Source organism: Rhodospirillaceae bacterium (assembly GCA_018660465.1).
In the GTDB taxonomy this organism is placed as follows: domain Bacteria; phylum Pseudomonadota; class Alphaproteobacteria; order Rhodospirillales; family JABJKH01; genus JABJKH01.
The window spans coordinates 1-12,829 of record JABJKH010000097.1 but is presented as its reverse complement, the minus strand read 5'-3'; the positions used below and the strand labels follow the sequence as shown (position 1 = coordinate 12,829).

General features: G+C 48.4%; 14 protein-coding genes and 1 pseudogene. 8 read left to right on the top strand and 7 right to left on the bottom strand.

The genetic code is table 11. The features are described from left to right. Positions 1 to 13: 13 nt before the first annotated feature. Both HOM51_16965 and HOM51_16960 read right to left on the bottom strand, forming a co-directional pair. Entirely contained in the window at positions 14 to 670 is a 657-nt protein-coding gene (locus HOM51_16965) for a DUF3576 domain-containing protein (protein ID MBT5036207.1), read from the bottom strand. 105 nt (positions 671 to 775) lie between these two features. Continuing rightward, a complete protein-coding gene (locus HOM51_16960; protein ID MBT5036206.1) occupies positions 776 to 1,219 on the bottom strand; it encodes a thiamine phosphate synthase in 444 nt (147 codons plus the stop codon). Positions 1,220 to 1,265: 46 nt separating this feature from the next. Between HOM51_16960 and HOM51_16955 the strand changes: the two genes are divergently transcribed. Then, positions 1,266 to 2,108, top strand: a complete 843-nt coding sequence (locus tag HOM51_16955; protein MBT5036205.1) for a YggS family pyridoxal phosphate-dependent enzyme — start codon at positions 1,266 to 1,268, stop codon at positions 2,106 to 2,108. On the opposite strand, the gene HOM51_16950 is transcribed toward HOM51_16955, so the two are convergent. The 3 genes from HOM51_16950 to ribA form a co-directional block, all read right to left on the bottom strand. After that, positions 2,095 to 2,595, bottom strand: coding sequence for a L,D-transpeptidase family protein (locus tag HOM51_16950; protein MBT5036204.1), 501 nt, complete (start codon positions 2,593 to 2,595; stop codon positions 2,095 to 2,097). The genes HOM51_16955 and HOM51_16950 overlap by 14 nt on opposite strands. A 39-nt stretch (positions 2,596 to 2,634) precedes the next feature. Beyond that, entirely contained in the window at positions 2,635 to 3,696 is a 1,062-nt protein-coding gene (locus tag HOM51_16945) for a hypothetical protein (protein ID MBT5036203.1), read from the bottom strand. A 188-nt stretch (positions 3,697 to 3,884) separates the two neighbouring features. Continuing rightward, a complete protein-coding gene (gene ribA, locus HOM51_16940) occupies positions 3,885 to 5,030 on the bottom strand; it encodes a GTP cyclohydrolase II (protein MBT5036202.1) in 1,146 nt (381 codons plus the stop codon). 273 nt (positions 5,031 to 5,303) lie between these two features. Between ribA and HOM51_16935 the strand changes: the two genes are divergently transcribed. Further along, positions 5,304 to 5,993, top strand: a complete 690-nt coding sequence (locus tag HOM51_16935; protein ID MBT5036201.1) for a response regulator transcription factor — start codon at positions 5,304 to 5,306, stop codon at positions 5,991 to 5,993. Between the two features lie 382 nt (positions 5,994 to 6,375). Then, positions 6,376 to 6,825, top strand: a complete 450-nt coding sequence (locus HOM51_16930; GenBank protein ID MBT5036200.1) for a hypothetical protein — start codon at positions 6,376 to 6,378, stop codon at positions 6,823 to 6,825. A 12-nt stretch (positions 6,826 to 6,837) separates the two neighbouring features. Here HOM51_16930 and HOM51_16925 read toward each other — a convergent pair. Further along, positions 6,838 to 7,782: pseudogene (locus tag HOM51_16925) on the bottom strand (2Fe-2S iron-sulfur cluster binding domain-containing protein). Positions 7,783 to 7,842: 60 nt separating this feature from the next. Then, complete coding sequence (locus HOM51_16920; protein ID MBT5036199.1) at positions 7,843 to 8,211, bottom strand: group 1 truncated hemoglobin; 369 nt, start codon at positions 8,209 to 8,211, stop codon at positions 7,843 to 7,845. Positions 8,212 to 8,678: 467 nt separating this feature from the next. On the opposite strand from HOM51_16920, the gene HOM51_16915 reads away from it, so the two are divergent. The 5 genes from HOM51_16915 to HOM51_16895 all read left to right on the top strand — a co-directional run. Beyond that, entirely contained in the window at positions 8,679 to 9,248 is a 570-nt protein-coding gene (locus tag HOM51_16915; protein ID MBT5036198.1) for a recombinase family protein, read from the top strand. 394 nt (positions 9,249 to 9,642) lie between these two features. Continuing rightward, positions 9,643 to 9,930 (top strand): DUF3631 domain-containing protein, encoded by a 288-nt coding sequence (locus HOM51_16910; protein ID MBT5036197.1) that lies wholly within the window; start codon positions 9,643 to 9,645, stop codon positions 9,928 to 9,930. Next, entirely contained in the window at positions 9,927 to 10,511 is a 585-nt protein-coding gene (locus HOM51_16905; protein ID MBT5036196.1) for a hypothetical protein, read from the top strand. The genes HOM51_16910 and HOM51_16905 overlap by 4 nt, the downstream gene beginning before the upstream one ends. Position 10,512: 1 nt before the next feature. Then, a complete protein-coding gene (locus HOM51_16900; protein ID MBT5036195.1) occupies positions 10,513 to 11,118 on the top strand; it encodes a terminase small subunit in 606 nt (201 codons plus the stop codon). A gap of 584 nt (positions 11,119 to 11,702) precedes the next feature. Next, positions 11,703 to 12,829, top strand: a 1,127-nt coding sequence (locus HOM51_16895) for a hypothetical protein (protein ID MBT5036194.1), incomplete at its 3' end; no start/stop codon positions are given.

The window sequence follows — 12,829 nt, the reverse complement described above, 5'->3', positions numbered from 1 at the left end:
GACACCGACATACTTACCGGTTTTGAATTGACCGATGCCGCAGTTCTCGTGCCTTTGACAATATAGCATTTTCGATCTTTTCGTTGGTTGCCGTCGGAATGCGAGCATTGATCCAGGAACCGGACCGGTCTTGAATTTGGCGAAACGTCGAAACATTAATGCCGTCTGCGCGTAGACCCCGTCCCAGAATCCGAATATTTAACTTAAACCGTTCGCCAGGTGCATCAGGTGTTGCATGCCAATCGGTTAATATAACACCGCCAAAGGGGTCTGCACTGGCCAGTGGCATGAAAGACACTGTGTCCAGTGTTGCGCGCCACAAATAACTATTTACACCAACGCCGCCAACGAAACCATTCCCGCCGCCGCCTTTATCCGTTTCAAAAAATAAGCTGCCAAGACCACTCCCGCCACCGCTGGAGCCACCATAGCCACTATCCTTTTCAAAAATGAAAGAATCATCTTTGTAATCGCCTTGGTCACTTTGAGTCCGAATGGCCCAGTCTCTGTCTTTCGCGTCAGCCTCAGCGCGTTCAGCCGCCTCTTCAGGCGTTAATTCTTCTATAGGCTTTTCCCCAATTGAAATCGGTCCACACGCGGTGACCAACAAACCTGCCACGACTAAAAGCGACAGATGAATATTTTTTATTTTTCGAACCTGACTAAACATTGGGTAAATCCCTTAAACCTTCCCAGTTTCCGTGTAGATTATACCAAGGAGCATTATAACAAAAGATATCTCAAAGCCATACCGGTTCAAGTAAATCTGAAAAAATTAAGGGTAAAATAATCCAATACCAGCAACTCCCACACAGCCACTATTTTGAAGACGCGTTAATTTATCCTGGGTTATACCGCCGAGCGCATAGACAGGAACGGGGCTGATCCGACACATATTCGAAAATTGGGTTATCCCTAGGGGCCTATTTTCCGGGTGACTGACAGTTGGAAATACGGGTGATACCAAAACCGCATCAACACCCGCACGGGCGGCGTTCCACAAGGATCTTTGAGAATGAGCGGCAGCTGTAACCATAAAATTATTTCTGCCAATTTTATTTCCGCCACCTCTCCAAGTCGGCACGATGTGTTCGGGAAGATGAACGCCATCCGCGTTTATTTCCGCAGCAAGCCGCCAATCCTCAGCGATTAAAAGCGTAATCCGACGGTGTCGGCAAACCGGAACGAGGGTTCGGGCGATTTCCTTCCGATTTGGCACACCATAGTGCCGAAAAATAACACCCGCCCCTTCAGGCAGACGGTTTATGGCGGTGACCGGATCCGGTGTTCTCTCCGCATCGGTCATAAAAATTACAGGGGGGAAACTTATTAGTCTGGACACGACTGACCTGTTGTCCTTTTCTTATCTATCTACGGTGCACCACAAATTAAGCCATATCGGAAACAAATTCGTGAATTCAGACCAAGACATTGCGGAAAATTTAGCTGCCGTCAAATCCCGTGTTGCTGCTGCGGCCAAAGCCGATGGGCGGACGGCTGATCAAATTAGTCTGATTGCCGTATCAAAAACAAAACCGGCATCGCACATTCGTGCTGCCTTTGACGCGGGCCATCGGGTGTATGGGGAAAACCGTTTACAGGAAGCGGAAGAAAAATGGCCGTTATTCAAAGAAGAATTCGACGATGTGAGATTACATTTGATTGGTCCCCTGCAACGCAACAAGGTCAAGCGGTCGTTATTGTTATTTGACGTGATTGAAACAGTCGATCGCCCGAAACTCGCCCGCGCTCTCGCAAGAGAAATGGACACAAGTGGTTTGCGGCCAGCGTGTTTTTTACAAGTTAATACAGGCGAAGAATCACAAAAATCTGGGGTAATTCCAGAGGAGCTAGATGCCTTCGTCGCCCTATGCCGGGATGAACTGGAACTTCCCGTACAAGGCCTTATGTGCTTACCGCCAAAGAATGAAGAACCTGCCTTACACTTCGGATTGTTGCGGGAGCTTGCCCGCCGGAACGGACTGGACCAACTCAGCATGGGAATGACGGCAGATTTTGAAACAGCAATCCGGTTTGGCGCGACATGCGTCCGTGTCGGGACAGCGATCTTTGGGGGGCGCCCGCCGCTGCCGTCTAATCCAGACTGACCAAAAGGCGTGTTTCCGGCGTAATCGTTTTAAGAACGTGCAACAAATTTTCCAGAGAAAGCGCAACACAGCCTTCCGTTGGACTGTAGTCAGGCTTGGCAACGTGGAGAAAGATTGCGCTGCCTTTTCCCCTAACAACCGGATCATCGTTATAACCTAGAACAACGATCACATCATACACCAAATCGTCCCGCCATAAGTCTTCATGTCGCTTAGAAAATGGCTTTTGAATCAATGTATTGTATTCATCCGCTTCCAAGTCATCACACCACCCATCATGTTGTTGAAGGGCTTGGATTGGAAGAATTGTTTTGGGGGGGGCTAGGCGGTCGGGCCGAAAAAAAATCTGACGCAAGGCGAAGCGTCCGGTCGGTGTTCCCCCGTCGCCTTCAGATTTGTCTGAAACCACGCCACCCCTTCCTAGGGCGCAGCGGAACGTTTCACCCTGCCACGAAAAAACGTTTGGTGATTTAACCAGGATATCCATAGGGACGTATATTAAGATAAGCCTTGGATATTAGAACGATTATTTTGCGGGAGACGGTACCGCGAGGCTGTTTGATAAGGCGTTTGCCCCTTTATAACTCTTCAAGGCAGACATCATAACGTCGCTAAACCAGCCACCTTCTTTGGCTGTTGCTCCAGCCAAGTCAGTTTCAGGCGCAATTTTTCCGGGATGCGAACCGCCGGCTCGGGCCAAACGAGACCGCTCCGCGACTTCTCGCGATGCCCACTCTCTGACGTCTATGCCAACATTTGCATAGGCTTGGGTCCGGCGGGATAAATCGTCAACCTGTTGAAGGGGTTCTTTTTTGCCAAATTGAGCCGGTGTTTGAGCCAGTGTTTGGGCCGGTGTTTGGGCCATGATCGGTGCCGCAGCTTGGGCGGCGGACAGGTCAATTTCCGTTCCGCCTTCATCGACAAACGGCTCGCCTCTCGCCATCAGCATTGCGACCTGGGTATCCGAAATTGACGCCTCGCTTACGGGATTGAGATCAAAGGGCTCACCTTTTGCCTTAAGCGCTGCAATGCTTCCTTCATTGATGGTTGTTGCTGCTTGTTCGAAGGGCTCTCCCTTGGCCAAGAGGGAGCGATATTCTTGGTCACTGATAGGCCGGTTTGAGGCGGTCTGAACTGCCGGACCCGGGTTGGTCCAAGACTGAAGTGCTGCGGTAACGAATGTATCTTCTTCGGACTCTACGGGTTCGGCCCCCGCTAAAATCGTGCCATCATTTTCTTCATCGACGAAGGCCGCCATAACGTGTTCACCAACGTCCTTGCCAGTGGCTTTATCGACAATCACGTTTGCTGTCGAAATTGCGGCGCCGATCGGACCAAAGAACAACGCGCCACCGCCAATGCGGGAGGCTGGCGAAATCTCATCGCCGGTCATGTCTCGGTACAGGGTCGATACACCGGGAATGTGTTGTAGCGGGTTGATGACATCCAGAATATCTTTGAAAGTAAAGCCGTCTTCGCCGAATACTTCCTTTTCAATATCCGCCTCGTTGGACGCCGGCGCTTTACCGCCTTGTTGCAGCGCTAACAGCGCGACCTGTGATGCTGGATGGGACTCATGTAAATTCATAATTGGACACTCGGTTTTTGTATTTGCATTAACCTATGCAAACCGGATGCCAATTAAGAGTTGTTGAGATTCAAGAGGTTAAGGGCACACGCCAACCAGAGCACCGTTTTCCCGGCAAGAGTTGCCCCTCTAAGAGGACGAATGATTCCGCCTCAAATTTCCCAACTTCTAGAAAGATTTCCCAGCCTCTAGAAAGAGTGCCCGCTTTTAACCGCTTTGGTACGGAGATAAAGTTCATTGTGTTCGTTGGATGGAAACGTGTGCGATACTCGGTCCACCACTTTGACGCCGCATTGCGACAGGGCCGTCACTTTATCAGGATTGTTGGTCAGCAATCGAACCGAATTGAATTTTAAAAGTTCCAACATTTTTGCCGCCGGTAAGTAGATCCGTTCGTCGGCATCGAAACCTAATTCTTCGTTCGCGTCCATGGTATCAAAGCCCCTGTCCTGAAGCTCGTAGGCGCGGAGTTTATTGACCAAACCGATGCCGCGTCCTTCTTGGGCCAAGTAAAGCAAAAGGCCGCTTCCGGTTTTGCCTATTTCCTGGATTGCACCGCGAAGTTGATCACCACAGTCACATCTGAGAGACCCCAATAAATCGCCCGTAAAACACTCAGAATGCAAGCGCGTGAGAACCGGTTCATCAACAGGAGGCTCACCAATGACGATGGCTAAATGCTCCAATCCCCCGTCTACAGGTCGGAAGGCAATAATTCGAGTTTCTTGAGCATCGAGCAGCGGAACTCTTGCTTCGCTTACCGCGCGAAGAGTCCGGGCGGCGGTTCGCTCATATTGGAAGACATCTCCAGCATCGACCAATAAAAGGTCATGTCGGCTTGTCCAGGCTACCAAATCTTCGGACTCAGTCAGGTGTGGCTGAGCGACAACGGCGGCGGGTAAAAGCCGCGCAAGTTTGGTCAAGGCAACGGCAGCACTTTCAGACGCGTACGTTTCAGCATCATGTATTTCCAAATCCGCACCTTTCACGGTGGTTGCAGACAAGGGCTCGGCCAAATCATGAATTGCCTCTGCGGTCAGTTCCTTCTTATGGGTCAAGCAAACAACAGCAGCAGTTGTATCTCGTAAACCTAACACGGCGGCGCGGCGCGCAGTAATTGCAATCCGAGAGACGCCACCGCTCATGGCAGCAATTTCTAGCAGCCCTTCTGTGGTTGTCGCTTCGGCGGCTTGGACCAGGACTGCTGCTCCGCCATATCCTCTAACCGCGACAATGCGTCCGCGGCGAAGTTCGGATATGACGCGGTCAACCGCCAGCAGCGAAAAATGTTCGCGCGTAGCCGGCATGGGCAGAAGTTCAAATTCAGAAGACATGGCGGTTGGAGTTTTGCTCCTCGCAAATTACCGGCAAATTACCGGCAAATTCTCGACAAATTCTGGGCGCTGTGAATCGGTGGGACTATAACAATTGATAGAGGCGACTGCCAGCACGGGTTTTACATCATCCGCACGTCAAATGGTTTGGCCAAATCGAGGACAGTAATAAGTCCATGCTGGCGGGTTTGCTATTTATGTAATAAATTCAGCCTCGCGTGAGGAATATTGTGGCGTTCAGGAAAACGGCGACCCAAATGGGGGCGACTATCAATGACCACCGGTAAACAGGTGCTGCTTGTCGACGACGATTCCACCTTATTGGAAATGCTCGGCGAGCAATTGCAATTACATGAAGAGTTCGCGACCGTGCCCGCTGAAACGGGCGCAAAGGCTCTGGAATTGGCGCGCGCCGATTACTTTGATGTGATTTTATTAGATGTTGGCCTGCCCGATATGGATGGACGAGAGGTCTGTCGACTGATGCGTCGCAATGGCGTTACCTCGCCGATTATCATGTTAACCGGCGCTGATACCGACGCCGATACCATTTTAGGGCTCGATTCGGGGGCCAACGATTATATCACCAAGCCCTTTCGGCTGGGGGTGTTGCTGGCACGGCTCCGCGCTCATATTCGCCAGCACGAGCGCAGTGATGATGCGGTCTTTACAATCGGACCTTATACTTTTCAGCCGAGCGCTAAGCTATTGGTAAATAACGATGATGATAAGAAAGTTCGACTGACCGACAAAGAAACCGCGATTTTGAAATACCTCTATCGGGCGGGGGACCGGGTGGTTGGGCGCGACGTTCTTCTGGACGAAGTGTGGGGATATAACGCGGGTGTTACCACGCACACGCTCGAAACCCACGTTTATCGTCTTCGGCAAAAGATAGAATTCGATCCTTCAAATGCAAAAATCCTCGTGACCGAGCCAGGCGGATATCGGCTGGTACCCTAAAATTTGTTCGATTTCGAATTAAAAAAACAAGCGCCCGACCAGGGGGAGAAGGTCGGGCGCTATTGGTTTCGCATTTGAAACCCAGGATGGCAGGGGACCATCCCGAAAGGACAGCCTAAAAATAAGCCGTCATTCCTTACTACTTTAGATGAGTACTGAATTAATTTTCACAAATGCACATAATGCATAACTGATATGCGTAAAGCACATGAAGCCAGCCGATTTTGAATGAAGTTCTTGTATTTATTGCCTAAAACAACGTGCAATTTTAACGAGGTGCTCTAACATAAAAAAAAGAATTTAATTTAAGTCAGATATTAAACACGGACCGATGGCGTAGGTGTCGCGCTGAAGGTGTCTTTGCCTAGAAGGTCAAATTAAGATGGACCATAGAGCAATTGTCGAACCAACTCTAAAACGGCTGCCGCAAGAACAAGCGGCCTATTTCTATAAAATTGTGGACACGGTGGCTAAGGACCCGCGCACAGACGCAATCGGCAATAAATTATACCTGACATTAAAAGAAACCATATCGGTTCTTCCAATCTATTTGCCGGAGCAGGAATTTATCGATTTGCTGTTTCGGTTTGTGGACAAACATAGCACCCATATTGACAAAATTATCTACAGCGCCGAATTTGTCGTTAGCCCGACAGCCTTAAAACAAATCACCAACGTGTTTGTTCAGGCTGTGGTCGATGCCACCATGGTTCATTATGACAAGGGTTCAATCGATACCGGGGAACAGACATTCCACCGCGTCAGTTGGCCCTATTATGACGATAGTTTTCCCTATATCGATGACGATGATGTGGAAGACGAAGACGATTAGTCTCTCAATCTCTTAATCCCGGGGTTCTGCACGCAAGTCCTTGAGGTCGAACGGGTCGGCGTAGATATCGTTCATGGCGGCACCTGCCAAATAAGCCCACTTCCGCGCCGATGTTACCATGGGCGGAAATCCACACAGAAATACGCTCCAGCCTTTGATGTCTGGTAAATCTCTGGCAGCAACAATTTCGGCTCGACCTGATCGCAAATTGTCGGCGGGCTCTTCGCGGGACGCACAAGGGAAATAGGTGAAGTTTGCGTGCTCAGCGTCCAGGTCTCTCAGAACGTCAACAAGATAATGCCCCTTCCGGCTTTGGCTTCCATGATAGAGGCAAATTTTCCCCTTATGGCCAGACGCCAAGGCGTCGCGCGCTATTCCGAATAAGGGTGCTAAGCCTGAGCCATTGCCAACCAACAGCATGTTTTGCTCAAACTTACCAGGCGTATAGTAACAACTCCCATTCGGCCCTTGAATCTCAAGCCGATCGCCCTTTTTTAATTCATCGAACATCCAATTGCTCATTCGGCCACGGGGAAGGCGCTTAACGTGTAGTTCCAAAAACCCGTCCAACTGTGGCACGCTGGCCAGGGAATAACTGCGCACCAGTCCATCGGCGCGGCGCACATTAATAAATTGCCCGGCGCGGTAATAAATTGGCGTTGTCGGGTCCAGGAGAACCCGGCAAACCGTTTCATTAAGGGGTTCTATCTCATGCACAACCGACCAGGTGAAAAGGTCATGATCATCCGCAGGCGACAAATCAAGATCATCCGTTGGCGTGCAGACACAGGGTAGAAAATACCCTTGCTCCACCAACGTTCCCTTGATGCCGTTTTGGGATGCTTCCGGTACAGTACCACCCTTGCACTGCATCATGCAGGTCAGACACATCCCCGTTTTGCACGAATAAGGAACGTCTTCACCACTGTCCAGCAATGCATCAAGCACTGTTTGGTCAGGCGCGCAATCAACCTCACGCGGACCGAATTGAAGTTTTACCACGGAAAGGACGACGTTCTATCGGTTAAGAACGTCATCTCGGGTGCTGCCGGCAATGGCCATGACTTGCGCGATAAGATCGGCAGGAACTTTAAGTTCTTCCAAGGTCGCTTGCAGATGTCCGGCAACCGCATCGAAATGGCTGTCGTTAAGACCTTTTTCTACCAAGGGCGCATGGGCTTCGCGCATATCCTTGCCGGTGTATTCGTTGGGGCCCCCGAATGCCATGGTCAAAAAAGACTTCTGTTTGGCCCGTTGATCATCCATGTCGGTGGTGTCAAAAAACCCGCTAATGCTGTCGTCGCTTAAGACTTTGCGATAAAAAATATCAACCGCCGCATCCACGGCACCCGCGCCACCAAGGCTCTCAAATAAGCTATCGTTCATAATAATTTCCTCCCAGCTAAATGTCTTTAATTGACCAAAGAAATTATACACCTGACGCACAGCCAGAATCCAGCGCGTCAATGGGATAAGTACTCTGTCGAGGGGGAATTGGAGCGGGCGATGAGGATCGAACTCACGACCTCAACCTTGGCAAGGCTTTCTAAACCGTTTTGACTATATCGCACTCTGTTGCAACTTATTGAGGTTATGAAAATTATTACCCTTTTTGCAATAGTTCATTTTCTTCAAATTGAGTAAGATATCAGTCTGAGTGTGCCCATAGTGTGCCCAAATTGGTTGCCAATGGGCTCCAGAGTCCACTTGCCTAATACACCAATCCTAAAAACGACCATTATTAGGACATTCCCAATATGCCCTAAAATACCTCTTGATTTGTCTTAAAACTTGTCTTAAAACTTGTCTTATAACATGTCTATTATGAGGAAGGTTTTTAGGATAGGTATATCATGATCCAAGAGATATTTGGATACGCTCGTGTTTCAACATCGGGACAAGACACCCAGATGCAGTTGGACGCCTTGAAGCAACATGGCTGCACGACCATCTATGAGGAGCAAGAAAGTGGTGCCAAGCGTGATCGTCCCCAACTTGATGCCATGTTATCCAAACTTCGTAATGGCGATCAGGTGGCTGTATGGCGAATGGATCGTTTAGCAAGATCCTTAAAAGACCTACTGGAGATCACCAGCAAAATAGAAGACGCTGGTGCCGAATTTATAAGCCTTACCGAGAAGCTGGACACATCCAGTGCCGGTGGCCGTCTCATCTTCAATGTCTTTGCCAGTATTAATCAATTCGAACGTGAGCTACTCATTGAAAGAACTAAATCTAGTTTGGCCTCCGCTCGACGCCGTGGAAGGTTAGGTGGACGCCCTAAGAAGCTTTCTGACGCCGATGTCGAACAAATGAAGCTCCTCATGGACCAGCCTGACCGCGATGTACGAGGAATCTGCGAAAGATTTAACATCAGTCGTTCCAGCTTGTATCGGCTGATCCAAGATCCAATTGCAGCATAAGATCTACGCGGTCTTGGCAGCACCTCTCAATTCTTTCGGAGATCCATATCCACCAGACCGCAGGTTTTTAATTATCTGGCCATACCGCTTTTTCTGATGACCATCGTAATCGCACCTTCCCATATAGTCCGTTAACTCATGAAGCGGGACGCACCCTCTAACATGAAATTTCCAGATTGCTTTAAAGAAAGCATGATGACGACCGTGGCCATCCGTTAACAAGCTCAACGATAAACCGGATGTACCCGTTCTTGTTGTCGAGGGTGAGAAGGCGCTGGACGCGGCTATAAAGCGAGTCCCGGATTACTTCGTAACGACTTCCGCCAACGGTGCCGGTGCTGCCGATAAGACGGACTGGAGAAAGCCTATTACGGCAAAACAGCTTGCGAGCCTATTGAAACCATTCGGGATTAGACCCGGAAACATTAAAATGGACGGCGGATTAGTACCTAAGGGCTACCGCAAAGAAGCCTTTAAAGACGCCTTCACGCGGTATCTCCCATCCCCATCCGCTACCCCGCTACCAGCCGCAGAAACCCAAGGTTTTTCCCAAATTCCATCCGCTACCTCACCCCCACTGGTAGCGGATAGAAAAACGCTGAAACCCGCAGTCACCTTAGCTGGTAGCGGAGTAGCGGATAGAAACCCCCAAACAGCGGGTGAGTGGGGTGTGAAGCTATGAAACAAGTGGTTTTAGCCGCCATAAACCGTACCCGTGAACTGGGTGGAAGCATTGCCCTGGACGGTGATGATTTAGCCCTAAGTGCGCCAGCACCATTACCCGATACATTGATTTCGGAACTTCGGGCGCACAAGCCGGAAATTGTCTCATTGCTACGTGACGGTAGCGATAAGCTGCACATGTGCAGGGTTTCCCCTAAATCCTTCGGAGCGCCTCAAAACATCGATCCCACAAACTGGCTAGAATGGTATTCCGAACGTGCCGCCATACTGGAGTATGACGGCGAACTAGACCGATTCGAAGCCGAGCGGCAAGCGTTCGAGGCCACCATCATCCATTGGATGAATCTTACTCCTCCCCCAAACCTTAATGGGGACGAGTGTGCCCAATGTGGGGACCCTATTGGGAGAATCGGTAACGATGCGGTGCCGTTTCTAACAGGCGGCAGGCGGCATGCTTGGCTTCACCACGGATGCCATACGGCTTGGATGGGTCGGAGACGGCGGGAAGCGATCAAGGCACTTTGCACAGTGGGAATCATCGTTGATTGCCCATCGACAGATGAGCAAGTGGACCCATGATATGGCAAAGATTAACAAGCCAACGGCCAAACAAGAGGCTTTCTGCTTAGCAGTTATAGATCCAAATATCCCTGATGCGACCGCAGCTTATCGAAGTGCTTATGACTGTTCAAAGATGAAGCCGGCAACCGTCAACAGGGCTGCAAAACAACTTATGGATAACCCCAAGATCGCTACAAGAATAGCTGAACTCCGCGCACCTGCTCTTAAGAAGCTGAATATCACATTAGAAAACGTACTTTGTGAACTGGCACGGGTCGCATTCGCCAATATTGGTGACTTCCTAGAGATAGGTGAAAACGGCAAGGCAACCACGACGCTAGATGGCATCGCACCTGAACAACTGACAGCCATTAAGAAAGTAAAGACAACCGAGGTATTGAACGGTGACGGCGATGTGGTCGGCTATAACAATGAGTTTGAGTTGGGCGACAAGCTTCGCGCCCTCGAGATGCTGGGTCGGCACGTTGGCGCATTTCCTAACGCTAGAGATAAACGGGATACAAACGTCACGATCAATCAGGAAGTTTCAGTGACACGTATTGAACTGGCTCGGCGCATGGCGTTTATCATTGAAGACGGTTTCCTTGCGACGGAATCTAGTTAGATGCTTTGACCGACACTCGTGTATCAGACTGCCACATACCATTGCATGCCCATGACTACGATAGGATGCCATCACTCAAAATAAACCCTTTAGCCCTTCCATTGACTAGTTAAGGTTTCTTAAATTTCGTATAAGCTTGAACGTTGACACGATCACCTGCGCGTAGGACCTTTGTTGTCCACCTACCGGAGAAAAGCACATGTTTATCCGGCGTACCCTTGGGAGTTCTGGTAAGTAGTGAACCGCGAGGTGAGTACCGGGAGTTTGCTGAATATCGCCTGGTGTCGTGGCTAGCGCAAAAGTATGCGTTGACCACACTGTCGTCGGTATCGTCACTCCGCGCACTCCGAACATTTTCTCGGCGGGTAACAGGTGAGATGACAGAATAGGAAGCGATGCAGCGGGTTACCCACATCCCCACAGGATCCACAACAGCAGCAAAATGTGATACATAGAATTTTGGCAGCATGATCAGCAATAGGGATACACCTTTACTAAACTGCCGAACTGTCCGACAATGTGGGACCAGTTCACACTTCAATGGAATAATTATTCGGTTTTATGAATTTTGAATTTTCTAGTAAATGTTAGAAAAAAAAATTAAATTTTTGGTTCACTTTCCATCCATCGCAATTTGCATCATTTGCTTGTTTCTGCTTATCGTAATATTTGAGAAATCTGAAAATCCGTATATTTTTATTTTTTCTCTCCCACGATTCCTAACCATTGCCGCTTTAGGTTTGGTTGCTATTTACCTATTATTTTCTCTATTAAATCAACGACTTATTTTTATTAATAATGTTTTGATAATTAACATTTGTTTAATTGTTTTAGGTGTGGAGGTTGTTCTCCGCGTACTTGTTGCAGACCTCCCAATCGGTGTGACAAAGTTACTTCCAATCCATGTTAGGAATTATAAGCTTGCTGAACATGGGTTAATGACAAATGAGAGCATTCAGGGTGAAGGTCTTATATACTCCTACACTCCAGGGTTAAAGATTAATAAGATGCCATGGGTTTCTATAGATAAAGATGGATACCGCAATGACTTACTTAGTCAAAAACCTGAGATCATCTTACTGGGTGATTCAGTCACGATTGCATTAAATGCCAAGCAGGACTTAGGAAATATTATTCGTAAGGAAGGATTTACAGTACGAAATCTTGGTTTTAGTGGATATAGCGTTGGTCATTACCGAGATGCATATAAAAAATTTATTGTGGATCGTAAAATATCACATAAGCTTGTAATTATTAATCTTTGTCTTTGTAACGATATTTCGGAATCCAGATCACACTTTATGCATTTTAACAGGGGACTAAACTGGAAAGAATATTTAGGGCAGGCTCCCAGAATAAAAGGGGTGGATATATTAAAATTCTCATGGGCACTAACTGCTGCTATCAATGGGGCTTATGAAATCCGGGAGCGTTATCTCTCATCATCACGAGGCAAGAATAATTTTATAACGTTATCTCTTGCTAAAGGTGAGATCATCGTTCCATATCCTAGAAAAAATTACACGATTTCGATAAATTCTCCTGCATGGGAAATAATGGAGAAATATTTAAAAGACATTTCTAAATATGCTGGAAAGGAAGGAGCTAAAGTAATTTTAGCAGCTTATCCATCATTAATGGGAATTTACGCACCATGGTTTTCTGATAATAATAGGCAAACTGAAATTCATAATCAAAATATAAAAAAAAT

Bases quoted from the DNA above. Each gene is read 5' to 3' on its own strand.
- HOM51_16965 (MBT5036207.1), bottom strand. From the start codon at position 670: ATGTTTAGTCAGGTTCGAAAAATAAAAAATATTCATCTGTCGCTTTTA.
- HOM51_16955 (MBT5036205.1), top strand. From the start codon at position 1,266: ATGGCGGTGACCGGATCCGGTGTTCTCTCCGCATCGGTCATAAAAATT.
- HOM51_16950 (MBT5036204.1), bottom strand. From the start codon at position 2,595: ATGGATATCCTGGTTAAATCACCAAACGTTTTTTCGTGGCAGGGTGAA.
- HOM51_16945 (MBT5036203.1), bottom strand. From the start codon at position 3,696: ATGAATTTACATGAGTCCCATCCAGCATCACAGGTCGCGCTGTTAGCG.
- ribA (MBT5036202.1), bottom strand. From the start codon at position 5,030: ATGTCTTCTGAATTTGAACTTCTGCCCATGCCGGCTACGCGCGAACAT.
- HOM51_16935 (MBT5036201.1), top strand. From the start codon at position 5,304: ATGACCACCGGTAAACAGGTGCTGCTTGTCGACGACGATTCCACCTTA.
- HOM51_16930 (MBT5036200.1), top strand. From the start codon at position 6,376: ATGGACCATAGAGCAATTGTCGAACCAACTCTAAAACGGCTGCCGCAA.
- HOM51_16920 (MBT5036199.1), bottom strand. From the start codon at position 8,211: ATGAACGATAGCTTATTTGAGAGCCTTGGTGGCGCGGGTGCCGTGGAT.
- HOM51_16915 (MBT5036198.1), top strand. From the start codon at position 8,679: ATGATCCAAGAGATATTTGGATACGCTCGTGTTTCAACATCGGGACAA.
- HOM51_16905 (MBT5036196.1), top strand. From the start codon at position 9,927: ATGAAACAAGTGGTTTTAGCCGCCATAAACCGTACCCGTGAACTGGGT.
- HOM51_16900 (MBT5036195.1), top strand. From the start codon at position 10,513: ATGGCAAAGATTAACAAGCCAACGGCCAAACAAGAGGCTTTCTGCTTA.